General features: G+C 59.6%; 21 protein-coding genes. 13 read left to right on the forward strand and 8 right to left on the reverse strand.

Translation table 11 applies throughout. The annotated features are described in order from the left end of the window. Positions 1 to 26 precede the first annotated feature (26 nt). Positions 27 to 3446, forward strand: coding sequence for an Ig-like domain-containing domain (locus CRO06_RS19070; RefSeq protein WP_218839907.1), 3420 nt, complete (start codon positions 27 to 29; stop codon positions 3444 to 3446). 450 nt (positions 3447 to 3896) lie between these two features. Here the strand turns inward: CRO06_RS19070 and CRO06_RS19985 are convergent, their stop codons facing one another. Further along, positions 3897 to 4574, reverse strand: a complete 678-nt coding sequence (locus CRO06_RS19985) for a hypothetical protein (protein WP_143247770.1) — start codon at positions 4572 to 4574, stop codon at positions 3897 to 3899. Between the two features lie 729 nt (positions 4575 to 5303). Here CRO06_RS19985 and CRO06_RS19075 point away from each other — a divergent pair. From CRO06_RS19075 to CRO06_RS19080, 3 genes are all read left to right on the forward strand, one after another. Then, entirely contained in the window at positions 5304 to 6272 is a 969-nt protein-coding gene (locus CRO06_RS19075) for an Rpn family recombination-promoting nuclease/putative transposase (protein WP_179746662.1), read from the forward strand. A 220-nt stretch (positions 6273 to 6492) separates the two neighbouring features. Further along, complete coding sequence (locus CRO06_RS20265; RefSeq protein WP_244902857.1) at positions 6493 to 6672, forward strand: hypothetical protein; 180 nt, start codon at positions 6493 to 6495, stop codon at positions 6670 to 6672. A 36-nt stretch (positions 6673 to 6708) separates the two neighbouring features. Continuing rightward, positions 6709 to 7512 carry an Rpn family recombination-promoting nuclease/putative transposase gene (locus CRO06_RS19080; protein ID WP_280522557.1) on the forward strand — a complete coding sequence of 268 codons (804 nt, stop codon included), beginning with the start codon at positions 6709 to 6711 and terminating at the stop codon, positions 7510 to 7512. Between the two features lie 116 nt (positions 7513 to 7628). Here CRO06_RS19080 and CRO06_RS19085 read toward each other — a convergent pair whose 3' ends face one another. From CRO06_RS19085 to CRO06_RS19095, 3 genes are all read right to left on the reverse strand, one after another. After that, positions 7629 to 8339 (reverse strand): DUF3239 domain-containing protein, encoded by a 711-nt coding sequence (locus CRO06_RS19085; protein WP_097059154.1) that lies wholly within the window; start codon positions 8337 to 8339, stop codon positions 7629 to 7631. A gap of 197 nt (positions 8340 to 8536) precedes the next feature. After that, the gene (locus tag CRO06_RS19090; protein ID WP_097059155.1) at positions 8537 to 9424 is read right to left on the reverse strand and encodes a type II secretion system protein N; all 888 of its coding nucleotides are present in this window, start codon (positions 9422 to 9424) and stop codon (positions 8537 to 8539) included. A gap of 33 nt (positions 9425 to 9457) precedes the next feature. Further along, positions 9458 to 10189, reverse strand: coding sequence for a transposase (locus CRO06_RS19095; RefSeq protein WP_097059156.1), 732 nt, complete (start codon positions 10187 to 10189; stop codon positions 9458 to 9460). Between the two features lie 804 nt (positions 10190 to 10993). Here CRO06_RS19095 and CRO06_RS19100 point away from each other — a divergent pair. Further along, positions 10994 to 11986 carry a putative solute-binding protein gene (locus tag CRO06_RS19100; RefSeq protein WP_022996532.1) on the forward strand — a complete coding sequence of 331 codons (993 nt, stop codon included), beginning with the start codon at positions 10994 to 10996 and terminating at the stop codon, positions 11984 to 11986. Positions 11987 to 12116: 130 nt separating this feature from the next. Here CRO06_RS19100 and CRO06_RS19105 read toward each other — a convergent pair whose 3' ends face one another. After that, a complete protein-coding gene (locus CRO06_RS19105; RefSeq protein WP_425319677.1) occupies positions 12117 to 13286 on the reverse strand; it encodes a putative solute-binding protein in 1170 nt (389 codons plus the stop codon). Positions 13287 to 13677: 391 nt separating this feature from the next. Between CRO06_RS19105 and pqqA the strand changes: the two genes are divergently transcribed. From pqqA to CRO06_RS19140, 7 genes are read left to right on the forward strand one after another with little or no spacing between them, the layout of a single operon-like run. After that, a complete protein-coding gene (gene pqqA / locus CRO06_RS19110) occupies positions 13678 to 13749 on the forward strand; it encodes a pyrroloquinoline quinone precursor peptide PqqA (protein ID WP_081586962.1) in 72 nt (23 codons plus the stop codon). A 56-nt stretch (positions 13750 to 13805) separates the two neighbouring features. Beyond that, complete coding sequence (gene pqqB, locus CRO06_RS19115; RefSeq protein WP_097059158.1) at positions 13806 to 14717, forward strand: pyrroloquinoline quinone biosynthesis protein PqqB; 912 nt, start codon at positions 13806 to 13808, stop codon at positions 14715 to 14717. Beyond that, positions 14714 to 15478, forward strand: a complete 765-nt coding sequence (gene pqqC, locus CRO06_RS19120) for a pyrroloquinoline-quinone synthase PqqC (RefSeq protein ID WP_055099661.1) — start codon at positions 14714 to 14716, stop codon at positions 15476 to 15478. Before pqqB ends, pqqC begins: the two co-directional genes overlap by 4 nt. Beyond that, the gene (pqqD, locus tag CRO06_RS19125; RefSeq protein WP_055099660.1) at positions 15475 to 15753 is read left to right on the forward strand and encodes a pyrroloquinoline quinone biosynthesis peptide chaperone PqqD; all 279 of its coding nucleotides are present in this window, start codon (positions 15475 to 15477) and stop codon (positions 15751 to 15753) included. The genes pqqC and pqqD overlap by 4 nt, the downstream gene beginning before the upstream one ends. Next, on the forward strand, positions 15725 to 16873 hold the full coding sequence (gene pqqE, locus CRO06_RS19130; RefSeq protein WP_097059159.1) for a pyrroloquinoline quinone biosynthesis protein PqqE: 1149 nt from the start codon (positions 15725 to 15727) through the stop codon (positions 16871 to 16873). Before pqqD ends, pqqE begins: the two co-directional genes overlap by 29 nt. Beyond that, a complete protein-coding gene (locus CRO06_RS19135) occupies positions 16848 to 18725 on the forward strand; it encodes an alpha/beta hydrolase family protein (RefSeq protein WP_097059160.1) in 1878 nt (625 codons plus the stop codon). The genes pqqE and CRO06_RS19135 overlap by 26 nt, the downstream gene beginning before the upstream one ends. Further along, positions 18722 to 21214, forward strand: coding sequence for an insulinase family protein (locus CRO06_RS19140; protein ID WP_097059161.1), 2493 nt, complete (start codon positions 18722 to 18724; stop codon positions 21212 to 21214). The genes CRO06_RS19135 and CRO06_RS19140 overlap by 4 nt, the downstream gene beginning before the upstream one ends. Positions 21215 to 21338: 124 nt before the next feature. Here the strand turns inward: CRO06_RS19140 and CRO06_RS19145 are convergent, their stop codons facing one another. Together CRO06_RS19145 and CRO06_RS19150 are read right to left on the reverse strand one after the other, a co-directional pair. Then, positions 21339 to 21932: a glutathione S-transferase family protein gene (locus tag CRO06_RS19145; protein ID WP_097059162.1), complete on the reverse strand. Its 594-nt coding sequence runs from the start codon at positions 21930 to 21932 to the stop codon at positions 21339 to 21341. A 21-nt stretch (positions 21933 to 21953) separates the two neighbouring features. Next, on the reverse strand, positions 21954 to 22397 hold the full coding sequence (locus tag CRO06_RS19150) for a VOC family protein (RefSeq protein ID WP_022996207.1): 444 nt from the start codon (positions 22395 to 22397) through the stop codon (positions 21954 to 21956). A gap of 141 nt (positions 22398 to 22538) precedes the next feature. On the opposite strand from CRO06_RS19150, the gene CRO06_RS19155 reads away from it, so the two are divergent. Further along, positions 22539 to 23417: a LysR family transcriptional regulator gene (locus tag CRO06_RS19155; RefSeq protein WP_097059163.1), complete on the forward strand. Its 879-nt coding sequence runs from the start codon at positions 22539 to 22541 to the stop codon at positions 23415 to 23417. Between the two features lie 125 nt (positions 23418 to 23542). Here CRO06_RS19155 and CRO06_RS19160 read toward each other — a convergent pair whose 3' ends face one another. Next, entirely contained in the window at positions 23543 to 25678 is a 2136-nt protein-coding gene (locus CRO06_RS19160; RefSeq protein ID WP_179746665.1) for an IgaA/UmoB family intracellular growth attenuator, read from the reverse strand. Positions 25679 to 25830 lie beyond the last annotated feature (152 nt).

The following is a 25830-nucleotide window of genomic DNA, read 5'->3' on the forward strand; positions in this document are numbered from 1 at the left end:
CCTGTGGCGGCAGCGACGGCTCCGACATGCCTGGCAACGACGCCAACGACGCCCAGCGGCAAAGCCTCCTCTATGCCTACCCCGATGACGGGCAGGCCGAAGTGCCCACCAAGGCACCGGTGGTGCTGCGCTTCACCAGTGACGTGTCACTCGGCGACGTGGAACAGAGCGTCACCCTGTGCTGTGACGCCGAAGGCGGCAACCTGGACTACACCGCCGAAACCGTGGGCCCGGACCCGCGCGGCGTGATCCTCACACCGGCGCAATCGCTGAGCCCGCTCACCGACTACACCATCGCCATCAAGAACCTGCGTCTGCGTAACGGCACCTCCGCCGACCGCACCCTGCGCTTCACCACCCGGCCACTGGCCGAAGGGCCCAGAAGCCTGGTGGTCAAGGACGACGGCTTCGCCATCGACCGGCAAATGCCCAATGGCGACACCAACGAACCGATCATGGATTTCTCCAGCTTCCGGTTCCAGTTCACCCAGCCGGTAGACCGCGCCAGCGCCCGCTACGGCGACACCGTGGTGCTCACCGACAGCAGCGGCGAAACCGTGGAAGCCACGCTCCTGATCAACGGCCACTACATGACCGTGGATCCGAAACCGGAGTATCTGACACCCGGGCAGAGCTATACGCTGAGCCTCACCAACGGTCTCACCAGCACCTTTGATGAAGCCTTCGCCGGCACCGAGATCAACTTCACCCCGGCGGACTCCTCACCGCGTGGCGAACCGGCCATGCTGGTGCAGCGGATCACCCAGAGCGGCCTGTCCCGCCTCACCGGCAAGAACATCAACCAGGTGCCCGTCAACGGCACCCTGCTCGGCGAAGACGTCAACGTCACCCAGGCCAGCGCCGACGCCGTGGTGGCCGAACTGGCGGACGTCACCGAATACCCCGACGTCACCCCGATCCGCCTGCCCCGCGGCACCAAGCTCACCGGCAGCGCCATCGAAATGGTGATGATCGGCGGCGAAGTCCCCGCCGGCTTCGGCTCCGGCCCGGTGGACATGCGCCTCACCAGCGACGCCACCGGCTACCTGGTGCCCAACCCCTACAACGTCCATAACCGCGCCGACGCCCTGCGCATCGTCCACCTGCTCATGGACGTGGGCATCGCCACCGAGGACCCGCGCGCCAACGGCGGCTTCACCCAGGACATCATGCACATCGAACTGGTGGGCGTGGCCGAAGTGGACACCGAAGCCGGCGTCCTCAACCTGGACGCCGTCGGCATGGTGGAACCCAACATCCTCGGCCAGGAATACGGCTACGGTCTGCTCAGCTTCCAGCTGCAGTCCTACAAGGATCAGATGAATACCCCCACGGCCCCGGAAGACACCACCGGCCCTACCCTGCAAAGCTGGACCCTGGGCACGGATACCCTCACCGGCGAGGACAAGTCCCTGCTGGCCAAGCCGGGGGATCCGATTATTTTGAATTTTGATGAGCCTATCGATCCACAGAGCGTGGAAGGTAACGTCACTCTCTATAAAACCGTGAACGGCGGAACGGAAGAAGAAATGCCGGCGCAGGTGTATGTGGACGGCGCTGCGATCGTGGTAAAGCCTGAAGAAGATCTCCAGTATAGCCCGGAGGAGGCTCCGGTTGGTTATCGCCTAAGCATTAATGAAACTGTGACTGACGCAGCAGGAAATCAGCTAACAACCCCTTTAATTAAAGAGTTCTTCATGCCTTCTTCTGTTGTACACAAAAACCTAGCTGCCAAAATGCCCGGAGGACCATCATTTGCTAGGCCTGAATACGCGGAGTATAGAGAAATTGATCACGCTCCCTTCATACTTGCTAGCTACCCCGGCTTCCCTTGTGCAATGCAGCAAGAATACCTAGACGACGCAGGGGAGGGCGGCACAGATATAGTGAGGAACCTGCAAGAAGGCATTTCAGGCCTTTGTGCCGGAGCTTTTCCAGGAATCGCCAATGGAACAGAGAAAGATAACAAGCCTCAAGACGATGCCATTCCTGTTTCTGAGCTCCCCTCCAATCGGCCGATTTTAATATCATTTTCAGAAGAAATGCTAGACAGCTCCTTTCTTCTAGGAAAAACATTCAAAGTCGAAGAAATAAGTGAAAATGAGGAGGTCCTATCAGAGGTAGACGGAAATCTGACCATTAATAGCACCTTACTGAAATTTACCCCCAATAAGCCATGGAGAAAAGGAGCATTATATCGGTACACACTAAAATCTTCTGGCTACGCGCTTTGTGAAACTTTACAGGGCAACGGAAAAACTTTTCGAAAAATAGTTACAGATCCAGAACGCCAAGATGCTACTGATTGTCAGCAAGGAAGCACCAGAGTAGTTGCAGACCATTCAGACTATGAATGTGGCGAGGACACCGTTTGTTCAAAAAATGGGCTACCTGTCCAAACCCAAGTACTAGGTAATCTCATTGTACAATCTGTCAACCCAGATGGTAGCCCAACAGGTCAAGAACATGACTATGTTGGACTTATGAGCGGCCCTATTCCTGATGCGGGAGGCCCAGACTTCATACAGTTTTTTAGAGGCACCTCCCCTTCGGAAACCGTTCTTCAAATACTAAACTCATCCCCGCTCTCAGATACCAATCACAATTTCTTTAGCGAACGTAGCAACATTGGAAATGGGCTGATCCCTGGGCTGTCCGTAGGCGAGTTCCTGTTTCCCGAAGAAGAATACGGCCCATCCAATAAAGCAGATGGACAATACCCCGACTACGACCCCGGGGGGGTACAGCCATCAAAGAATAGCGCCAAGGTTCTTTCTCGATTTCGAAATCAAGATATCGAAGACCGATTCATTGACACGAGCCAGGGCATCTTTGGCTTTAATATGGGGTGCTCATACTTTGATGAAAACTCTCCTTTTGAGTGCCCGGAGCATAAATTCACATATCTCACATCATCAATCATCGCTGAGGTAACCAACGATATAGACGACAACGGAATCATAGTAGAACTTCACCCTTCTATAGTCGCCGGCACTTCCATTGACCTCTACGCACTTAGCAATCTCGTTGTAGGTGCTCCTCTAGCCGGAATTCCCGGGATAACAGGAACTCAAATTCTTCGCATGAGATATGGCGGCACTGACAGATCAGCGCCAATAACAGCATGGATTAAATCAGACGAGGGCCGGTTGATTCTAGAAACGGAACTAGATCTCTATCTGGACCTTCCATACACGACCGAATGGGGTATTGGGTCAGCAACCAATGGTGCCAACACTCGTTCATATCCAATAACCATGAAAATCAGTGGAGATATACACTTTATGGACGATGGTCGCATGGCAGTCGAGCAATTCAATACCAATGATGTTGACATTATAGTTGAATTTCATCATCCATCCGAAGGATATTTAGGCGGGTACGCAGACCTATTTATACCCAAATATGGAAGCCGCCTAAACTACATCTCTCAACCTATAAAGTAATTTCCCTTTCACAACCATAGAGACCAGCCACAAGCTGGTCTCTATCCGTCCCATTCATTCAGATTAGGCCGCTTCCATTACACCGCAAAGAAGTCACCAAGTTTGTGTTCTGCCGGTCACATCCATTGAACCACTTCAACCTTATCTGATTATCGGGGAAGGTTTGTCGTTGCCCTTATACTCCAGGTTTAGCCCAGAGAACTTCGATACGCGGACATCTGAGGTAACCGTTAGCCAACAACCAGGGCTTCCTCTCCTATTCTTTCGATTCTTCATCTCACACCATCCACACCTCCTCTCCACAGGTCGCCCACCCTTTCTCTCAGTTGCGTTTCGCATTGTTAGCTGTGGCCAGCCTGCAGTAGGATTTGCCTTTCCAGGAATACATCCATGACAGGCACAAAAAAGGGGCGACCTTTAAGTCGCCCCAGGTTGTTCATAAAAAGTCGATCAGTAAATATTTATATCATCATAGGTATTCACGAAAAGCCTACCGTCAACATCGCATCCACTATCGTTGTCCGAATTACCACCGGTATAAAGTGGGCTATCGAAATCGAAATAAGATGCGCCACTACCATTGTTGTCAAACGTCACATCATGCACGTGGGAATTATTAACGGTAATCAACCCGCCTAGCGCGGTTAGGTTAATATTCCCCATATTCCCTACGTACGGTCCAGGATAAGGAATTCCTGTGCTTGAACTAAAGCCCGTGTGCATAGTGGTAGGGCCTGCATACCATGGGAAGCCACTCAGATTGATGCCTGGGCAAAGGCCACTACCCGTTACATCGCCGTCAACAACCTGAATACCAATGTGCCAGTTGCCGCTCCCGTCTTGGAATTTTTTAACATTACCAGTCAAAGATAGTGTACATTCCGCAGTTGCGATTGAGCAGCCCAAAGTAGAAGTGCCCACAAATTCAATCGGACCATGCCACTCGTCAGCGTGACTTCCATCACCGTTAAAGTGTTCCCAAGTTCCATTAATATTTCTCTCCACACACGGTGCAGGACCGGTATGTGGCTGAGGACAAGCCCCGGAATCCCAGCTCGCATTAGCCGCCTGAGTCAGCCCAAATGAGGCGACACCCAGTGCCGACAGCATGATGATTTTCGCTTTCATAATCTTTCTCCTTTATTTCCATTTCGCATGAGGAATATTTGTTATTTCCCGCCAAGCTCAAGGCGACCCTCGGCTGCCTTACTGCTTTGTTCCCACGCTTCGTTGAAGCGCCCTACTCAGCCCTTACGGACCTTCCTTGAAGCCAAGCCATTACGACCGTACCAATCCCAAAAAAATTAACAATACGTAACCAGATTAAATTCAGATGCAAACCAGACTTTATTTATGTAACAGAAAATACCTTTTCAAAATCAAACACTTAACCTTTCACTTCTGCGCCATTTTCGGGGAACTTCTGGGGTATTTTCTTGATCTTTTTGGGTATTTTAATTACCCCAGAATTTGCGGGATCTTCTGGGGTAATTATTATTTTTCTGAAATCGGCTATCGAAAGTGGTGGTGATTGGTTGTTGGGATGTTAGGGGAGAGAAGGAGCGGCGGTTATTCGCTTGCTAGCAAGCTTCCCACAGTAGAGGGACTTTGGTTGAGGAGCTAGTGCGGGGCCATAAGGACGGAGATGGCCTTGGGGGTTGTGTGGTGAAGAGCCGGCGGGGGGTTATTCGCTTGCAGGCAAGCTCCTACAGCGGCTTTGTAGTGAGGTGGTGTGCTATTCGAGGGGGAGGCTTTCCTACACTACCCGCGTCTTTCCGCGGACAGAGTTTTCCGTCAGGGCTGACAGACCCGTCTTCGTCTCCACCGCATACTGTCCCTTGTGATGTGTAAGGGGGCATGATGGATCACGATACCGGTTACAAGCTGCTGTTCTCTCATCCGAGGATGGTCAGGGATTTCCTTGAGGGATTCGTCTCCGGAGAGTGGCTCAGGGCACTGGATCTGGATTCCCTGGAAAAGGTGAACGGCAGCTATGTCAGTGATGATCTGCGCAGCCGTCACGATGACGCGGTCTGGCGGGTGCGATGGGGACGGAAGAGGATTTATCTTTATCTGCTGCTGGAATTTCAATCCACCGTGAAGCGGTTTATGCCGGTACGGGTTCATACCTACACCGGATTGCTGTACCAGGATCTCATTCGCCGCCATGAGGTGGATGATAACCAGAAGCTCCCCTCCGTTCTGCCAGTCGTGCTATATAATGGAGAATCCCGTTGGCGGGCTCCGATCCATGTCCGGAATTTGATTCAGCCAGGTCCGGCGGAGTTTGCGGGACTTCAGCCAGAGCAGGCTTTTCTGCTTTTGGACCAAGGCGCTTTTGATCTGGATCAACTGGCATCAATGCGCAACTTGGTCGCCGCTCTGTTCCGTCTGGAGCGGCGCCGCACCCTGTCTGAAGTCGCCGAAGTCCTGACCGATTTGATAGACTGGTTAAACCCGCCTGAGCTAACGGGATTGCGTCATAGTTTCGTGGCGTGGCTGCTCCGACGTTTACGTCAATGGTTGCCCGGTATCACCATCCCGGAAATGATCGACTTGCAGGAGATTCAGGAGATGACCCGCGATATCGCCCAGGAATGGAAAGACATGCACCACCAGGCTGGTTTGCAGGAAGGGTTGCAGCAGGGCCTTGAACAAGGCTCCGTCAACGAAGCCCGTAGTATCCTGCGGCGCCAACTGGTACGCCGCTTCGGCTCTCTTTCCGAACGTATTGAAGCCAAGTTGAACGGCGCCAGCCGGGAACAACTGGAAGACTGGATCGACCGGACCTATGAAGTGGAAGGTCTGGAGGATGTCTTTCGCTGATCCGGTTTGGGGATTCTGGTGCGGTGCCCCGGTTCACGAGCCAGGATTCGCTTGCAGCGGCCCGCCGCCCGGACAAAGCTCCCACAGCGGCTTCGTCACCCCTAGGGGGAGCCTTCCTACAATGCCTGTCACTTCCAACCGACAGAGTATTCCGTCAGGGCTGACAGACGGATCGCGGGGTGCCCGTCATATTACTCCCCTGCTGATTTGGGGAGGATTCATGGGGGAGCACGACACCGCTTATAAATTTCTGTTTTCGCATCGCGCCCTGATGCGGGATTTGCTGCTTGGGTTCATGGAAGGGGACTGGGTCCGGGAGCTGGATCTGGATTCACTGGAAAAGGTCAGTGACGGCTACGCTACCGGGGATCTGCTTAGCCGCCACAATGACGCGCTCTGACGGGTACGCTGGAAACGCGAATGGGTTTATCTCTATCTGATGCTGGAGTTTCAGTCCACGGTGGAGCGCTTCATGCCGGTGCGTATCCTCACTTACATCGGTCTGCTGTATCAGGACCTGATCCGGCGTAAGGAACTAAGCCCAGACCGCCGGTTACCACCGGTACTGCCCATAGTGCTGTACAACGGAAAGGGACGCTGGCGCGCTCCGGTGGCCCTGGACAATTTGATTCAGCCCCCTCCCCACGCCGTGCTCCCCTATTTGCCCCGGCTACAGTTTCTACTTTTGGATGAGGGCGCTCTGCTTCACGAGGGCGCCCTGCCTGGGCAGCGTAATCTGGTCGCCGCTATATTCCGGCTGGAGCAAAGCCAGGCCCCGGAAGACCTGTCTCGGGCCTTCTCCCATTTGCTAGAATGGCTCAAGGGGCCTGAGCAGAGTGAACTCAGACAAGCTATTCTGGAATGGCTACATCGCCGGGGCCCCAGTCTGGCTCCGGAAATCAGCTGGCGGGAAGTTCGAAACTTACAGGAGGCGAACACCATGCTGGAAGAACGCATACAAGAGTGGAAAGCCCAATTCCGCCGGGAGGGGCTCACCAAAGGCCGAGAGGAAGGTCGGGAAATAGGTCTGGAGGAAGGCCGAGAGGAAGGCCGGAAGGAAGGCCGGGAGGAAGGTTCCACCGCCGAGGCCCGAAATATTCTGCGGCGTCAGTTGGCACGCCGTTTCGGTACAGTCCCTGAACACATCGATGTCAAACTGAACGGCGCCAGCCGGGAACAGCTGGAAGACTGGATCGACCGGCCTTACGAGGTGGAAGAGCTGGAAGACGTCTTTCGCTGATCAGGTCGGGGATTCTGGCTCGGTTCCGGTTCGCGAACCGGGATTCGCTTGCCAGCAAGCTTCCCACAGTGGCTTCCCGGCTCCGCGGGAATCAGAAATGGCAGCGCTCTTTTACTCTATGGCTTATCGGTTTTCTGTAGGGCCGCGTCGAAGTAGATCACCTTGTTATTCGGTGCTTTTTTCATGGCATCCTTGAGTTCTTGCAACACCGCCCATTCATCAATGTCATCCTCATCGTCCACGGTGAGGCTTTCGGTTACTTTTTTCACCAGGGTTGGATCGCTGTAACCCCAGGCCACCGGGCGGGGCAGAAAAAGGCTCCAGTAGCCGTTCTCCGGCATTCCAAACATCGAGACGCAGGGCACTTTCTCATCAATGGCGATGGTGTGGTTGGGCAGTTGCTTCACGGGCAGCTTCAGACACCCCCACACCAGATCCACATCCTCTTGCCCACGCATATCGGCCAGGGCCAGCAAGGTCAGCGGCTTGGTCTCGATTACAATGGCGGGGATCAGCAGGCCGTTTTCATAGGCGATGTCCCGGTGACCGACGGGCCTGGGAAAAGCACGAAGTACAAGCAACAGCAGTAATGTCATGACCAGCAGAATCAGCCACCCACTGGTATTGCCGCTCCTGTAGAGGGAGAAACTGCAGACGCCGGTGAACACGGCAAGGGCAATCACCACGTAAAACAGAGGACTGAACTTACTCGGGTATTCGTCATAGGTCTCCATATGAACAGGATCCGGCGGCATATTCATGGCCCGTGAGGCAAACGTATCATTCCAGGACTCACCAACCTGACCAACCCGGCTGTCATCGGTCATTCCGCTCTCCTTGCACAAGGGATGATTCAAACAGGAAAACCTTAGCACACCCTTCTGCCCTCCCACAGCTTGAAGCGGCGTACCTGTGAACCGCTTGATCCGTGGGAGCCGGCTTGCTGGTTAATAACGGCACAAAGATGAAAAGATTCGCCAGCAAGCTGGCTCCCACAGCGGCTTCGTAGTGTGATCCCCAGGGACTACCCGCCTTCGGAGGGTTTCGCGGTCAGGGCGGCCATGCCTCGAATATCGCTCTTGCCGGTGCGATACTCGATCAGAAACTCCTTGCTTCCCCGCCTCACGATGATCTCACCAATGCCGCTATCCACCACGGAGCGGCGGGCCAGCAGGTCGTCTTCCTTGGTTCCCAGTGGATAGCCATTGGCGGAAAAGATAATGTCGCCTTTTTGGAAGCCGAACTTCTTGACCAGGTCACCCTCTTCATCAATCACCCGGTAGCCATTGGCTGTCTCCGGGCTCACCGGCTCGACGCCCATGGTTTTCATGGCCTTTTCCCGGTCACTCAGCAGCTTTTCCACTTCCGAATCGTCTTTCTTGTCATCCCGAGCCGGCTGTGCCGAGGCCACGATCCCTGGCATCGCTTCCCAGTCGAGTAGCGGCAGTTTCTCCAGGCGCCCTCCCCGCTTGAGCAACACGTGATCCACCCGTAATGCATTCAGTGTGGCGCCACGGACCAGCTCATCGCCCACGTGATACAACCCCGCTTCTCCACCTTCGGGCTGGATGATCGCCCAGCCGTGCTCGTCCATCCGGTTATGGAAAACGCCGAGCAAGGTGAGTTTCATCCGGGTTTCTGGAGCATCGGAATGCACTTCAACCGTACCGCTCCCGGACAGGTATTCACCGAACAGATTCCAGCTCTCGATTTCCACTTTCGTCAGCGTTGGGTTTCGCGAAGCCGCGGTTACGGGGAAATCGTCCGCGGGTATCCGTTCCGGCGGCTTGGGGCCGTGGATCAGCAGCGTCACGGTCCACACCACCAAGTATACCAACACGCCAAGCAGCACCAGCGATATCAGGTAGCGTGCGGCGCGACCCAGCACGGCGATCAGAGCAAGACGGTTCATTGCCAAAAGACCTCTTGATCAACGCACCGCCGATTATTCTTCACTGTCGTCGCCCGGTGGGCTTTCACCCTCCTGTCTTGGGCTCTTTCTGGGCCTCCCCCGGGGCCGGCCATACACGCGCTCACCGTATTTTTCCGCCACTTCACGGATGAAGCGGTCCGAGCCGGTAACCAGCCCCCGGGTCACCGCGTTGACGATGAAGTCCACTTCCTTCGGGTTGTTGCCCATACGCAGATATTCCCGGTAGGCGAGGCGACGCTCATCCCGGTTCGTTCCCAGACGCAGGTACTCTTCCGGATCGTCCAGCCAGCTGGTCTGAGTCTTCTCGCAGCGCATGCGCAAGCTGCTATGGGCGTACTGATTGATCTTCTGCACCAGCCCCCTCGTCACTGGCAGCAGCTCAATCATCCGCATGATGGTCAGGACCCACTGGCTGGGTTGCACCGGCGTGGACAGGAAACGGCTTTCCCAAGGCGATTCCTCCCCATGAATCTTCTTGAAGAACAGAGCGGTGCGGCAGGACAAGCCTTTCATGAAGCGGGATACTTCCGTGGCCCGCCCGGTGGGGGTGATCAACAAATGGACTTCGCCGGGCAGCAGACACCAGGCGTGGATCTCGACTTCGTACTCCCTGCGCAATTCCAACAGCTGCCGCTCGCAGTAGTTGAAATCCACCGTGGTACGAAAGATCGGGCTGCCGTCTCGGGTTTTATGCACTACATAGTGAGGGACACCTTGCAGCAAAACGCGTTCCTTGCTGCTCATAGCGCTTCTCCTTGTTATTGATTTCGCTGAGCTTCCCCGGCCCAGACTGCGCCGGGCTTACATAACATTACTTCCTGGTACGGTTATGAAACTAAAACCCTAACGCTTTTAGAGCTCTTTAGGAACCCTTTAATATTTACAGTCGTGCACTTTTAATAAGACAATGATTTTGTATTTCCTGTCCCCTTTTTAAGCACCCCGTTTAAAGCCTTTTCCGGGATTAGCAAACGCTCACTTGATTACAAATCGGTGTATATTGAAACCGCCTTTGTATACCCGTTTTTGCGCCTTTCTAAGGTTCTTACGTCCGGTTTTTTGCATCCACACACAGGAACCAAATAAATCGCAATAAGCGCGTTTCCGCTTAGTCATTTTTTTTGCCTCCGATCGCCCCTAGAGTTCACTTGTTCGCTCTTTATGAGAGGTAAACCCGCGCGGTTTACAAGGACGGCATTGGCCTCTTTGGCAGCGACGACAGGATTTGGGGACGCTCCTTGGCCGCTGACATCGGATCAGCTGCCAAGCCGTGTCCTTCACGTCCTTCCCCAACTACCGCGCCACACCGGTCCGCCAGCAAAGCAATTGGCTGTTTCTGCTGCCTTCCATGGCGATGCGGCCAGTACGGTAAATTGATCGCCTCCATACCCGCTGATACATTCAAACGCGTATCGTCACGATGCCCTGAGCGTCCGGTATGACCTGTTTTTCAAAGCCCTCGTGGACGCGTTTCCACACACGCCTAGCGAAGCCAGCCTCTCGACAGCGAAAACAGACCCGATTTTCTGTCGGATCACGGAGCCCCCAATGAAAAGAACCGCGTTGTACTTGCTTACCCCCCTGCTCATCGCCCTCTCCCTGCCCACCCTGGCGGAACCGATCAAGCGCAAAGTGTGCGTGTTCGACATCGTCGGCAACGCCGGGCCGATCATGAACAGCGCCCGCGACTGGAAGACCACCGCTTTGTCCTGGGGCCTGGATGTGGAACTGCTGCCCTATACCAGTGAGTTGATCGCCACCGAGGATCTGAAGGCCGGTGTCTGTGACGCCGCGCTGGTGACCGGGATCCGCGCCCGCGGATTCAATAAGTTCGCCGGCACCATCGACGCCATCGGCGCGGTGCCCAGCATGGATCACTTGCGCATCATCTCCCAGGTTCTGGCCAGCCCGAAGATGGCGGACAAGTTGGAAGGCGGTAACTACTCCGTCGCCGGTTTCGCGCCGGCGGGCCCCGCTTATATCTTCGTCAATGATCGCAAGATCAATACGCTGGACAAGGCCGCCGGCAAGAAAGTGGCGGTGCTGGAATACGATGAAACCCAGGCCGGCCTGGTGTCGCAGGTGGGCGCCACGCCAGTGGATTCCGATGTCACCAACTTCTCCACTAAATTCAACAACGGTTCGGTGGATGTGATCTTCGCGCCCCTGGCGGTCTATCAGGCGCTGGAACTGTATAAAGGGCTCTCCCCGGACGGCGGCATCATCGACTATCCGCTGGTGCAACTGACCCTGCAGGTTATCGCCAAGACCGATCGCTTTCCCAAGGAGATGTTCCAGAAATCACGCAGCTATTTTTATGAGAACTTCGACCGCTTCCGGCAGCAGGTGGAACAGGAATCAAAAGCGGTGGATCCAAAATGGTGGGTGAAAATTCCCGATGAGGACAAAGCGGAATACGAATTGATGATGCAGGAAGCTCGCGATCAGCTCCGCGATCAGGGCTATTACGATCCGGACATGCTGACCATCATGCGCAAGATCCGCTGCAAGCTGGACGCCTCCCGGGCCGAGTGCACCTGAGGTTGTCGGTTGAAGCATTAATTCTCTTCTGTAGGAGCCTGCCTTGCAGGCGAATCACCCTGGCGGTGGAAGAAAAAGCATTCGCCAGCAGGGCTGGCTCCTACAGTAGTTGGAAATCGGGGCAGCTGCTCTATTCCACCGGGTTGACACATTCTCCCCGGTTGGGGTCCAGCCTGCAGCGCACCTTGCGTTCCAGGGTCAACATGTCCGCGCTGTAATACCCCTTCCCGCGCAGGGTCAAACGGGCATCCTGCATCATCATCTCGTACTCGCGTTTATCCCGATCCGGAATTTCAATCCACCAGTGACCCGGTACCTTGGCCTGCTCTTGCGCCAGGCACGCCATGATCCGGTCGTAACCGTTGAAGAATTCCTCGCGCACCAGTTGCGCCACTTCATTGGGGAATTTATCGGCACGTCCGATCAGTTGCATGGTGATCTGCGCCAACGGGTAATTGATAATGCCACCATTGGGGCGCATACCCTTGTACAGCTCCAGCACTTCATAGGCCACGATCGGCGCCGCCAGCACATCCACCACGCCGTTGTTGAATTTGTTCGGCGCGGAAACAATATCGGAGTTGACCGGCGTGGCGCCGATTTGCGCCACCATTTCCGCTTGAACCGGATCGTAATCCAATACCGCCACCCGTTTGCCGGCGGCGTTGGCCAGGGTATTGATGGCGCGGTCATTGACGAAGATATAAGCCGGTCCGGCCGGGGCGATGCCGAGCACCACATAACCGTTGGCTACCATGCGCGGCGCCACTTTCGGGCTGGCCATGGCGCGCAACAACAGCTTCATGTGATCGTCGGAAGGCAGCGCGCCGATGGCATCGATGGTGCCGGTGTATTGATTGAACAAACGGGCGCGCAGGCCACTGATCAGGGCGGCGTCGCAAATCCCGGCTTTCAGATCCTCCACCACCACGCTTTCGCTGGTGTAAGGCACCATTTCCAGATCCACCCCGTACTTCAGAACCCGGCTCCGCTGATCCTCGGCGGCCTTGAAGATGGGGCCGGCGCGGCCGGCGATGTCCCAGATGCAGATACGCCGTTTAACCGGCTCTCCCGGCTTATAGCCGGCCACTTTTTGCATTGCCTGAATACGCTCATCCAGGGAGCGGTCCTGGTCAAAGGCGATGGCGCGCAGCTTGTCCGCCAGCTCCGGGGTCAACGTTACTCCGGGGGCGAAGCGTTTGATCTCGGCCTGCTGCGCCGGGGTCAGATCCAGCGCCTTGTCGGCACCGGCAGGGAGAGAAACGGATAAAACCAGAGAAACACAAAGCAGCCGTAAAATACGCACGAAACCTCCGGTCAGCGAATCCGATGCCTGGGCTTCGCATTATGGGCAAGCCGTCTGGCGAACGCCTGACCAAAGCGACATGGCGAGGGGCGTTGATGCCAAGCGGAAGCGTGGCTTGCCCTGCAAATTCGCCAGCAGGCTGGCTCCCACAGTTCGCGCTACGAAGCCGCTGTGGGAGCTTGCCTGCAAGCGAACGTACCCACACCGGAGGCCGGGATTAGCCAGGCAGGGCTGGCTCCTGCAAATGTAATCACCGCCGAGTCGGGCCCTATGGACCGGCACATTCAGTACTAAAGTAGTAGTGATCCGACTCCCTCGGCAGTGCTCAAATGAATCGGCCGATCACGGCCAATCTCTGACACGAATAACAATCGAGGAGCTCGCTATGTGGACCAAACCCAGCTATGTGGACATGCGCATCGGCTTTGAAGTCACCATGTACATTTCCAATCGCTGACGCTGGTGCCCGCGGTCCCGCGCTGGCGGGATCCGCGGGACCAGGCTCTGACGCCTATGTATATCCGAGTTCTCGGCTCGGCGGCCGGCGGCGGCTTTCCCCAGTGGAATTGCCAGTGCGCCAATTGCGCCGGGCTGCGCCAGGGCACCATCGACGCGGTGCCCCGCACCCAGTCCTCCATCGCGCTGTCCGACGATGGCGAGCACTGGATTCTGTGTAATACCTCACCGGACATCCGCGCCCAATTGGAAAGCACGCCGGAACTGCGCCGGACGGACGGCAAACGCGGTACCGCCATTGGCGCCATCGTGCTGATGGACAGCCAGATCGATCACACCACCGGCCTGCTGATGTTGCGCGAGGGCTGCCCCCATGAGGTGTGGTGTACCGAGATGGTCCATCAGGATCTGTGCACCGGCTTTCCGCTGTTCCGCATCCTCGACCACTGGAACGGCGGACTACGCTGGAACCCGATTCCGTTGGCCGGTGAGTTCCGCATCCCCTGTTGTCCGGGACTGAGCCTCACGCCAATCCCGCTGCGCAGCGCGGCGCCACCCTATTCTCCGCACCGAAATGATCCCCACCCCGGCGACAACATCGGCCTGCTGGTGGAGGATGCCAACGGCAAGCGCCTGTTCTACGCGCCCGGCCTTGGCCAGGTGGACGCCGATTTGCGCGGCCTGATGGCCAGTGCCGATTGCCTGTTGGTGGACGGCACTTTCTGGCGCGAGGACGAAATGCGCCACGCCGGCGTCGGCACCAAACCAGCCAGCAAAATGGGCCATCTGCCGCAGAGCGGCCCGGGCGGCATGCTGGAGCTGCTGGCCAGTCTGCCGGAACCCCAACGCCGGATACTCATCCATATCAATAACACCAATCCGATCCTCGACCACGGCTCCGAGGAGCGCGCCCGGGTGGAAAGCCAGGGGGTCGAGGTGGCCTACGATGGAATGGCGATCCGATTATGAGCGAGCAGGCCCCCGCCCTGCCCCTGAGCCGCGCCGAGTTCGAACAGGCGTTGCGCGACAAGGGCCGTTACTACCACATCCATCATCCTTACCACGTGGCCATGTATGAGGGCCGCGCCAGCCGCCGGCAAATCCAGGGCTGGGTGGCGAACCGGTATTACTATCAAGTGAATATTCCGGTGAAGGACGCCGCCATCCTCGCCAACTGCCGGGACCGGGATGTCCGCCGCGAATGGGTGCAGCGTATTCATGACCACGATGGCGCCGCCGGCGGCGAAGGCGGCATCGAAGCCTGGATCCGCCTGGGCGAGGCGGTGGGCCTGAGCGCCGGAGAAATACGCTCCCAGGAACATGTGCTGCCCGGGGTGCGCTTCGCGGTGGACGCCTACGTGCAGTTCGCCCGCGCCGCCAGTTGGCAGGAGGCGGCCTGTTCGTCCCTGACCGAACTGTTCGCGCCGCAGATTCACCAGTCGCGGCTGGACAGCTGGCCCCGGCATTATCCGTGGATCGGCGAGGATGGATATCACTACTTCCGCAACCGCATGGGCGAGGCACGGCGGGACGTGGAACATGGTCTGCGCATTACGCTGGATCATTTCACTACCCACGAGGCCCAGCAGCGGGCGTTGGATATTCTGCAGTTCAAGCTGGATATTCTGTGGACCATGCTCGACGCCATGAGCATGGCCTACGAACTGGAACGGCCGCCCTACCATACCGTCACCGATAAAGGCGTCTGGCACCGGGGGTTGCAGCAATGAGCGCACCAGATCACGACGCCATTCCGCTGTTGCGCCGGGGCTTCCGTCTGCAATGGGAACCGGCGCAGCAGGCCCATGTGCTGCTGTATCCGGAAGGCATGGTGAAACTGAATGACAGTGCCGCCCAGATCCTCACGCTGGTGAACGGCGAGCGCAGCGTCGCGGACATTGTCGCCACTCTGCATCAGCGCTTCCCGGAGGTACCGGATCTGGAAGCGGACGTGCTGGATTTTCTCGAGGCCGCCCATGGCAACCACTGGCTCACCGAACGCTGAGATCCGCCCGGGACCGCCGTTATGGCTGTTGGCGGAGCTGACCTACCGTTGCCCGCTGCAATGCCCCTATTGCTCCAACCCGGTGGATTTTGCCGACCAGGGCCAGGAGCTGGACACCGGGCAATGGCTGGACGTGTTCGCCCAGGCACGGGCCATGGGCGCGGCCCAGTTGGGCTTGTCCGGCGGCGAACCGCTGACCCGGCCGGACCTGGTCGAGTTGGTCTCCGGTGCCCGCGAACTGGGTTATTACAGTAACCTGATCACCTCCGGCATGGGGCTGAACCGGGACAAGGTCCGCGCCCTGGCGGACGCCGGTCTGGACCACATTCAAATCAGTTTCCAGGATGCCGAAGAGGCCGGTAATCAATTGATGGCGGGCTCCCGCAAGGCGTTCCAGCATAAGTTGGAAATGGCCCGGGCGGTGAAGGCGCACGATTTCCCCATGGTGCTCAATATCGTCATTCACCGGCACAACATCGACCGTATCGGCGATATTATCCAACTGTGTCTGGACCTGGAGGCCGACTATGTGGAGCTGGCTACCTGCCAGTACTACGGCTGGGCCCACTTGAACCGGCAAGGCCTGATGCCTTCGCGGGCGCAGTTGCAACAAGCGGAACAAACGGTGGCGGACTATCGGCGCCGCCTGGAAGAGGCCACCAATCCCTGCCAGTTGATCTTCGTGGTGCCGGACTACTATGAAGAGCGCCCGAAACCCTGCATGAACGGCTGGGGCAGTATGTTCCTGACCATCACCCCGGACGGCACCGCGCTGCCCTGCCACAGTGCCCGGCAATTGCCGATCGACTTCCCCAACGTCAGAGACCACACCATCGAGACCATCTGGCATCGCTCTCCCGGCTTCAATCATTTCCGCGGCGACGCCTGGATGCCCGAACCCTGCCGCTCCTGCGACGAGAAGCACGAGGACTTCGGCGGCTGCCGCTGCCAGGCCTACATGCTCACCGGCGATGCCGCCAACGCCGATCCGGTGTGCGCCAAGTCGCCGCATCACCACACCATCGTGGCGGCGCGGGAACAGGCCGGCACACCTCTGGATCAGGTGCCGCCACTGACCTACCGTAATGAACGCAATGCCCGGCTCATCTACCGGGGCTGATCCGGCCCGATCATCGCCACTGAGCGCCCGCCAGGCGGTGGCGTCCACGGTGGAGTTCGGCGAGTTGCACAGCAACGCGCAACGGGTGATCTGGACCCGGAGCGATCCCCGCGACGGGCGCTTTCGGGTGCAGGAATGGACGGCGGCGGGCCGCCGCACCCTGACGCCGGACGGGTTCAGCGTGCGCTCTCGGGTCTACGAGTATGGTGGCAGTGCTCTGTGTCTGGGCACGGACGGTCTGGCCTTCGTCAACGAGGACGACCAGCAGCTTTATTGGCAGGGGTTTTCGCAGCCGCGATGCCATCCGCTCACCGATCACCCGGATCGCCGTTACGGCGGACTGGCCTACGACCATCAACGCGACCGGATCATCGCCGTGGAAGAGCGGCCGGAGAACCAGCAAACACGGCACCGGCTGGTGGCGGTGGGGCGCGACCGCACCCTGCGGGTGCTGAGCGAGGGCGCCGATTTTTATGCCTCCCCCGCCATCAGTGACGACGGCCAACAGTTGGCCTGGGTGGAATGGGATCGCCCCCATCAGCCCTGGACGGCCAGCCGCCTGCGCCACGTGAAACTGACTGACCACGGCCTGCCTGGCACGGCCCTGCCCGGCCTCGACAAACCGGAGCATTCGGCGCAACAACCCCGTTTCGACCGGCAAGGGCGTTTGCTTTGCCTGTTCGACGGCAGCGGACACTGGCGCCCATGGCGGTTCGGGCATGGACAGTGGCAATGTCTGCCCGGCAGGGAAGCGGATCACACCCCCAGCCCCTGGCTGCTCGGCTCCCGCCACTACGATACCCTGCCGGACGGCAGCCCGGTGGTGGCCTGGTGGCGGGACGGCCGGGGCCATTTGAGCGTTGCGGAAGACACCGTCCCGCCGGCGGCGATGCCTTCGGACTATCAGCATTTTCTTGCCATCAGCGCCGGCCCCCTGGGCGTGTTCTGTCTCGCCGCCGGGCCACGCCGGGGCACCACGTTATTACATCTGAGCGCAAAGGAAGGCGGCAATCTCTCCATACTCGATGCCGCGCCCCTGCCTCTGGAAGCGGGCACGGTATCGGAACCGCAAACGCTGACGTTCACCAGCGCCGACGACACTCACCGCCACGGCTTTTACTACCCGCCGTGCCCCGGCGACTGTACGCCGCCGCCCTTGTTGGTGACGGTTCACGGTGGCCCGACTTCGGCCAGTTTTCCGCTGTTCAATCCGGCAATACAGTTCTGGACTCAGCGCGGATTCGCCGTGCTGGACCTGAATTACCGGGGCAGCGTCGGCTTCGGCCGTGCGTATCGTCAGTCCCTGGCGGGACAGTGGGGCGTCAGCGACGTGGACGATGTGCTGTACGCGGTGCAGACACTGATAAGGGAACGGCTGGCGGATCCGCGCCGGCTGTTCCTGCGAGGACAAAGCGCCGGCGGCTTCACCGTGCTCAACACCCTGGCCCGCGCGCCGGCCACATTCCGCGCCGCCGCCAGCTTGTACGGCGTCAGCGATCCGCTCCGGTTGCGCCGGCAAACGCACAAATTCGAAGCGGACTACATCGACTGGCTGATCGGTGATCCCGAGCGGGACGCGGACCGTTATCAGGCCCGCTCACCGTTGGCCAACGCCGCGCGCCTGCGCACTCCGACCCTGTTTTTCCAGGGCCTGCGCGACGCCGTCGTGCTACCCGAACAAACCGAAGCCATGGTGGCGGCGTTGCACGCCAACGGCGTGCCGGTGGAGTGCGTGCGCTTCGCCGAAGAGCAGCATGGCTTTCGCTTGCCGCGCAACCGGGCACTGGTGCTGGAACGGGAACTGGCCTTCTACCGACGCCATGCCCCCATTGGCCAGGAGTCCGGCCAATGACCGCATTCACTGTCCACGACCCGCGACGGTTGCCACAGTCTCACTCCCGGGCGCGCCTCTATCATCACGAGAGCGGCCTGCGCACCCTGCTGCTGCCGGAGCCAGGGTCGCGGGTGACAGCCGTGCTGCAAATCGGCGTGGGCAGTCACGATGAACCCGAAACCCGCCCCGGGCTGGCACATTTGCTCGAGCATGTCCTGTTCACCGGCAGTGAGCGTTATCCCGACGTCCATCACTTCGCCCGCCGCATCCAGGGCTGGAATGGCCACTACAACGCCAGCACCCTGGACGATACCATGGCGTTCTTCTTCACCATGGACGCGGAAGGACTGGCCCCCTGCCTGGCCCATCTGATCGACATGCTGAGCCGGCCCTTGCTGACCGAGGAATCGGTGGCGCGGGAGCGACGGATTTTGGATGCCGAGTTCCGAACCCGGCTGGCGGATCCGCGCCTGCATCGTCAGGCGCTGTTGGCTCGGCTGGCGCGGCCGTCACATCCGCTGGCCCGCTTCACCGCCGGCAACGCCCACAGCCTGAGCGCCCCCCTGACTTCCCTGACCGGGGAGGTCCGGGCCTTTCACGCTTGCTGGTTCCGCGCCGGCAACATGACACTGGTTCTGCAGGGCGCGCTACCGGACAACGTGGATGGCGTACTGGCGGAAACGCTTTCACGGCTGCCCAGCGGCCCGATCCCATCCCGGCCACCTCTGCCCACCGCATTCCCCAGCGACATCCAGCAACAGGACTGGCTCTGGCGGGCCCCGCGGTCCGATACCAGCTGCACACTGCTGTTTCCGCTACCCGAGGACGAGCGGGTCTGGCCCTGGTTGCGCCACTGGTTGCGGGAACCCGGCCATCACGGCGCGCTGGGCGGCCTGCGCGCCACCGGCATGGCCTCGACGATCACCGTGACCGGGCAGCGCCGCAGCCGGAACCAGGGGCTGAACCAAGGGTTGAGCCAAGGAGAGTGCCTGATTGAGCTGGACGCACCCGGGCGCGGCCAGGAGGCCGCCGCCCTGCTGGAGCATTGGCTGTCACGAATGGCGGCTTATGTCCCCTCCCGATGGCCGTCAACGGCGCGGCTGGCCACCCCGAACCCGGAAGGTTTTCCCGCGCCCCCGGACGCCCGGCTGGCGCGCCTGTGCTATCTGGCACACCGCGTTGCCGGAGAGCCAGAGACGGACGCCGATACCCTGCTTGCGCCCCCAGCCCCGCCCGATGACCACACCTGGCATAACACTCTACGGGGGCTGAGCGACACCGGCGCCATGGTCATTGACCACGACAACGGCCGGGACTTCACTCGCTTCACCCCCTGGACCGGCACGCCCTACCGTGCCATTCCACGACAACGGCCGGCGGCAACCGATCCGTTCCAGACATTGCTGGCGCCATCGGCAACGGCCACCGCGGCCCCGCCGTCCTTGAAGACGCTCACTCGCATCCCGGTTGATACCGAGGACACCCTCAGGCTCGGTTGGCGCTGGCCCGGTGATCAGACAATAGCGGTGGAACGGCTGAGCCTGCATTGGCGCCTGTTGCTGGAGCATGCGCCTTTCACCGGTCCCAAGGTCCGTGTCCATCAAAGCGGCACCAAGCTGATCTTGGACCTTGCCGCTGATGGCACCGCTATCCGGACAACGCTGGCGACCCTGTTCGCGCCAACGGACGCCCCTTGGGAACGTCTGACGGAACACCGGCATCGGATCTGGTGCCGGCAACAGGACGCGGCAGCGCCGGCGCACCGCCTGCTTCAGGCTTTGCGGGATCGCCTTGATGGCGTGACGCGGGAAAACCAGGGGCCCCTTTCCTCTCCCGCGTCGTTGTACTGCGCTTACCCACGAACCTGGCCGGAGACACGGCTGGCCACGGGGCTGTCCCCCATAACCGCCCGCTTTTTCCCCGATACCGCCACGGACACCACCCTCGCCACGGCGATTCCCACCGGGCAGCAAGCGGTTCCCTGCGCCTACCCCGATCACGCCCGTCTGCTTTATCTGCCGGCGCCGCATCGCCACGCACTGGACCGCCTGTGCTGGCGATTGCTGCAACGCCATCTGGCCGCCCCCTTCTATCAGCAGCTGCGATTACGGCAGCAGCTGGGCTATTGGGTGGACTGCCGCTATCAGGAGGAAGCGGACGGCCGCTGCGGCCTGCTTCTACTGGTGCAGTCACCGGATCACGGACAGAGGGTGCTGCAAGCGGCCCTGTCTGGCTTTCTTGAAAACGCTGGCGCGCTTTTGACGGCGGCGTCCCTCGACGACTGGCAAAGGACGATACGGTCACTGCGGGCGGAAGTGGAGCGGGAACACAGCGCCTCCGGATACCCCTTTGAGCAACGCTGGAATCAGGCGTTTTATCAGCGCCCCGGAGAAGCCGACGCGGAGCTTCCTCTGCTGGACCGTCTGACAGCAAAGAACTGGCGCGACGAGGTACTGGAGCGGTACGCCCTGGCCCGGCCATTTACCCTCTATTCCATCGCCGGGTGATTTGCGCCAACAAGAATACCGGCCTACGAAGCCACTGTGGAAAGCTTGCTTGCAAGCGAATTGTATCTCGGGGAAAGATTCGCTTGCAGGCAAGCTCCCACAACGGCCCTGTAGCGACCTCTGACTAAATCCCGGGCATGGGCTGAAAGCCGGGCAACGCCTTGATTCGATCCATCCAGGCATTCACATGACGATAGGGGCGCGGATCCACGCCGCCCTCCCAAGCCACCGCCAGATAGGGAAACACCGCGCATTCGGCAATGGTGGGCCGGCCCGCGGCGAGCCATTGGTGAGTGGCCAAATGATCATCCAGCAACCTTAAAATCCGCTCGCTGCGTTCCAGCGCCAGCGCCTTGTCCAGGGCATAACCGAATTTGTCGACCAGACGCGCGGCGTTGGGACCATGCTGAATTTCATTGGCGGCCACCGATAGCCATTGCATCACCTCACCCTGAAGGTGCGCCTCCCCCGGCCACCACGCCTCGCCACCATAGCGCCCGGCCAGATACACCAATATCGCCTGGGAATCCCGCAACACCAGTTTGCCGTCCTCGAGGATGGGCAATTCCCCCCAGGGATTCAGCGCGGAAAGGCGCTCCCCTTTATGTTCGCCGGCGAGAAAGTCCACCGCTTCGATCTCCAGTGGCAGCCCCGCCAGCGCGGCGAACAAACGCACTTTATAGCAATTGCCCGAAGGCTCCAGGTCATACAGCTTCATCATTGCTCTCCTATCGAGAAATCAGTCCCGCTCGGGAATCAGTTGATTGAATTCGAGAACGTTGCCGTCGGGATCACGGATAAACAGCGCCACCCGGCGCGGACCGATCCGTTTGGGGCCTTCGGTAATGACGATGGCCTCCCGTTCCAGCCAGGCCCGCAGCGCGGCCAGGTCCTCCACCAGAAACGCCGGGTGCGTCATACCGGGCAGTTTCACCGGTTCATCCAGCAACACATTGCGACCGCCTGGCCGATGAGCGCCATTGAAAATCAGATTGATCCGCACCCCGGCCGTGGTGACCATTTCATTGGCTTCGGCGTCGGGAAAATGGTGGGTTTGCCGGAACCCCAGGCGTTCATAGAAACGCAGCGACCGGCGCCGATCGGTTACCCGAATGCCCACGTGGTCATAGCCAGTCGCCGTCACCGGGCAGTCATGCGATGTCGTCGGGTCGTCCACCTGCATAGCCCAAAACCTCCACTTTCGGCCTATTGATTGGCCACCGATGCTGACCTAGTTTGGATAGGTGAAAAATGGCCCCGAACGCAGAACAGTATTACGCGCGGCGCACAAATCAGCCCGGTGCGGGAGCCTGGAGAGCGAAGCATGGATAAATTGAAAGCGATGGCCACCTTCGTGCGTATCGTCGACAGCGGCAGTCTCAGCGCGGCGGCGGACGCGCAAGGACAATCCCCGGCTTCAGTGGTGCGCAGCCTGGCGGCGCTGGAACGTTCCCTGAACGTCCGTCTCCTCAATCGCACCACCCGCCAATTGTCGCTCACTGATGAAGGCCGGGATTATCTGGCGCGCTGCCGGCGCATTCTGACCGAAGTGAGCGAGGCGGAAAGCGCGTTGCAGGAACGTCAGAAAGGGCCTTCCGGCATCGTGGGAATCACCGCTCCGGAGACCTTTGGCCGCTATCACGTGGGGCCCCTGGTGAACCGCTTTCTCAGTGACCACCCCGCCATGCGCGTCAATCTGGTGCTGGATGACAAGGTGGTGAATCTGGTTGAAGCGGGCCTGGATCTGGCGATCCGAATCGGGCATCCACGGGATTCCTCCCTGGTTGTCCGTCCCCTTGGACAGATGTCGACGGTGGTGTGCGCCAGTCCGGACTATCTGGAGAGCCAGGGAGAACCAGTGACGCCGCAAGAACTGGGACATCGCCCCTGTGTGCTGTTCGCACCGCAGGGGCCGCTATGGAGCTTTCACGACCAGACGGTACGGATCGATCCCACCCTCGTCACCAACCAGATCGAAAGCGCCCGGCAGGCCTGCATCGCCGGCCTCGGCTTCGGACGTTTCTATCACTATCAGGTACGCGATGCCCTGACGGACGGTACTCTGGTAAAAGTGTTGGAAGCCTTCGAGCCGGATCCCATTCCGGTACTGTTGACCTACCCGCACTCGCAACTGCTGCCACGGCGGGTACGCTATGTGATCGACTGGCTGGCGCCACGCCTTACTCCCCGGCTGGCGGCGTGATCGACTGCCATTCGCTGCTAAAGCCGCTTCCCACAGAAAAAACTACGGAGCCGCTGTGGGAAGCGAGTTCACTCGCGAATAACCGTTGTCAGCAATGACCGAGCAACAGTGCCCCGTCAGGACGGTCACGCCCAGCCATGCAGGCGGGCCAGATCCGCCTCGCGGCGACGCTTGGCGCGATACTGTTGCACCGCCAGCCAGAGGTGAACCGGCAGCAGCACGGCGCACAACAGTATCCAGAAGCTGAGCAGCAGCGAGCGCCAGGGCCAGTCCAGTTGGCGAGTGACATCCACCACCAATATCGGCGCGCCCGATTCGTCCTCGCCGCGATGGACCACCATCCCCTTGGCCGAGAACGGCTCCGCGCTACCTGGCGTGGTCAGTTCGACGAAACGCCGCCACAATTGAATATCCGTCATCGATGCCGGTGTCAGCCCCGGGTCGCCAATCATGTGCACCAGCACGCCGCCTTTTTCCTTTTCATGGATCTGGCGGCCAAGATCCGGCACCGCCTGTTCCGCCCGTTCCCGCCCCACCGCGCGCAGACGGCGCTTTACCAGGCTAAGCTGAGAGCGCCCTATTACCGCTTGCAGCGGTTTCTCACCGTCATAGCCGGCCACCTCCTCGCGCAGTGTCCGCCAATCGCTGGGCCGTTCCGGCAAGGCGACACGGAGATGTTCGACGATGGTATCGCGCAGGTAGGCACAGGCGTGCTGTTGCCGCGACCCGCAAGCATTCTCCACCAGTTCGATCAACTCCTCGGGGTTGCTTACCACCAGCGGCGCCTGACCCGGATCCCGGCCGTACAGCTTCACCATCATCTCCACATACGGATCCCGGCGCGTTTTCACCACCTCATCGGAGAACAGCCCGGCGGTGAGCTCGTCGATCTCCACCCGGGGCAGCTCGGAAGTATCGCCTCCCCAGCGGATCCAGTCACAGTGCACTCTGGGATACTGCCAATCCCCCATCGATGCACGCACCTGGCACCGCCCCGAACCGGCCAGATCCACCATGCTGCCAAGATCCGGCGGCGCCGCCAGCAGATCCGACGCCTCCCGCGCTTCCACATAGCTGCTCCCGGACACCGCGTTCCAGGCCAGCATCAGATCAGCCCAGGGCGCCCGTGACAACAACAACGCCACCACCAGCGCCACGCCCGCCACCAGAGCCATGGTGAGGTGCCGCCCCCAGTAGGCCGGGGGGAAACGCCGGATTTCCTCGTCCAGGGACAGCTGGCGGTTGTAATTGACCACCGAGTAGTCGTCCACGCGCAGATCCATCTCCAAGCGCTGACCGTCCTCATAGCTCACATGGGGACGCCAATGCTCCGGCAGGCTGAAAACCAGCTTGTCGCCCAGGGTGGGGGCCACGGTCACACGGCTGTTGGCTTCATCAAACAGCAGCGGCGTCAGATTCAGAGTGCCGGCAACCGTATTCACCTTCCGTGGCGGGCCGGGGCGCCAGCGGCGCCAGAACAGCCACAACGCCCAGACCGTCAACAGCACGGCGGCACCACTCCACAGGGACATTGCCAACACACTGGTTCGGGCCGTGGCGATTCCCAGGCCAATGAAAGCGAATGTCAGCAACAGCCCCGGCAAAAGCCCCACGCCCCGGCCACGACGGGCCTCGATCTCCGCCACGGTCTCGTCCCGCTGAGAGTAAATGTCCACCCGGCGTTTACGTGCCGCTTCCTCTTCGTCCTTTTCCTTGTCCCGATCCGGATCGTCATCGCTGTCGACAAACACATCCTGCAGAGCACCGCGAGCACCGTCCTGCCATTGCTGATCAGCGGTGTTACGGCGCTGATCCCGCTCCACCGCGCTGAGCAAATCGAACTCCTGGTTCAACCCGACCACCACGGCCATCTTGCCGGCGAACACCACTTCGGCGCGGTTGTGCTCGGCCAGGAACAGATCGGCGTCATATGGCAGGAACACCTCCACGCCACCAATGATGTCGTGCCAGGTGCTGGTTCCGTTGGATTCAATACCATGACGGGAATAGGCGCCTTCCAGCAGAAAAACGTCATCGCTTTCCAGCGCCAGCGGACGCTTCGGTTTGGCCGGATCGTGGACCGGCGGCAAGGCCTGCTGTTCCGCCTCGCTCAACCGGCGGATCACTCCGCCCTGCTCACGCACTTCGGCCAACGCCTTCTTGCTCCGGCGGCGACGGGATGAATAGCCGATCAGGCTGCTGGCGGTGAGCCCCAGCACTACCACGATGAACAGCAATTTGAGCAGCCCTAATAATTCCAAGGCCTTATCCTCCTTGATAAAAGTGGCGCGTATGCTACCGCATTCGCGCCGGTACGAAAAATCGCCGCCCGGTGCTTTCCCCGCGAGCCGACGACATTTTCTCCACACCCGCGACGCTAGGGTGAGTCTCCTGGCCCCACCGGCCGACTGGA

Source organism: Alloalcanivorax xenomutans (assembly GCF_900217905.1).
In the GTDB taxonomy this organism is placed as follows: domain Bacteria; phylum Pseudomonadota; class Gammaproteobacteria; order Pseudomonadales; family Alcanivoracaceae; genus Alloalcanivorax; species Alloalcanivorax xenomutans.

Excerpts from the sequence above, each read along its gene's own strand:
- CRO06_RS19075 (WP_179746662.1), top strand. The coding sequence starts at position 5,304 with ATGATGGATCACGATACCGGTTACAAGCTGCTGTTCTCTCATCCGAGG.
- pqqC (WP_055099661.1), top strand. The coding sequence starts at position 14,714 with ATGAGCGAGCAGGCCCCCGCCCTGCCCCTGAGCCGCGCCGAGTTCGAA.
- CRO06_RS19150 (WP_022996207.1), bottom strand. The coding sequence starts at position 22,397 with ATGCAGGTGGACGACCCGACGACATCGCATGACTGCCCGGTGACGGCG.
- CRO06_RS19090 (WP_097059155.1), bottom strand. The coding sequence starts at position 9,424 with ATGAACCGTCTTGCTCTGATCGCCGTGCTGGGTCGCGCCGCACGCTAC.
- pqqB (WP_097059158.1), top strand. The coding sequence starts at position 13,806 with ATGTATATCCGAGTTCTCGGCTCGGCGGCCGGCGGCGGCTTTCCCCAG.
- CRO06_RS19155 (WP_097059163.1), top strand. The coding sequence starts at position 22,539 with ATGGATAAATTGAAAGCGATGGCCACCTTCGTGCGTATCGTCGACAGC.
- pqqE (WP_097059159.1), top strand. The coding sequence starts at position 15,725 with ATGGCAACCACTGGCTCACCGAACGCTGAGATCCGCCCGGGACCGCCG.
- CRO06_RS19145 (WP_097059162.1), bottom strand. The coding sequence starts at position 21,932 with ATGAAGCTGTATGACCTGGAGCCTTCGGGCAATTGCTATAAAGTGCGT.
- CRO06_RS19135 (WP_097059160.1), top strand. The coding sequence starts at position 16,848 with ATGCCCGGCTCATCTACCGGGGCTGATCCGGCCCGATCATCGCCACTG.
- CRO06_RS19140 (WP_097059161.1), top strand. The coding sequence starts at position 18,722 with ATGACCGCATTCACTGTCCACGACCCGCGACGGTTGCCACAGTCTCAC.
- CRO06_RS19095 (WP_097059156.1), bottom strand. The coding sequence starts at position 10,189 with ATGAGCAGCAAGGAACGCGTTTTGCTGCAAGGTGTCCCTCACTATGTA.
- CRO06_RS19070 (WP_218839907.1), top strand. The coding sequence starts at position 27 with ATGCCTGGCAACGACGCCAACGACGCCCAGCGGCAAAGCCTCCTCTAT.
- CRO06_RS19100 (WP_022996532.1), top strand. The coding sequence starts at position 10,994 with ATGAAAAGAACCGCGTTGTACTTGCTTACCCCCCTGCTCATCGCCCTC.
- CRO06_RS19985 (WP_143247770.1), bottom strand. The coding sequence starts at position 4,574 with ATGAAAGCGAAAATCATCATGCTGTCGGCACTGGGTGTCGCCTCATTT.
- CRO06_RS20265 (WP_244902857.1), top strand. The coding sequence starts at position 6,493 with ATGGGGGAGCACGACACCGCTTATAAATTTCTGTTTTCGCATCGCGCC.
- CRO06_RS19085 (WP_097059154.1), bottom strand. The coding sequence starts at position 8,339 with ATGACCGATGACAGCCGGGTTGGTCAGGTTGGTGAGTCCTGGAATGAT.
- pqqD (WP_055099660.1), top strand. The coding sequence starts at position 15,475 with ATGAGCGCACCAGATCACGACGCCATTCCGCTGTTGCGCCGGGGCTTC.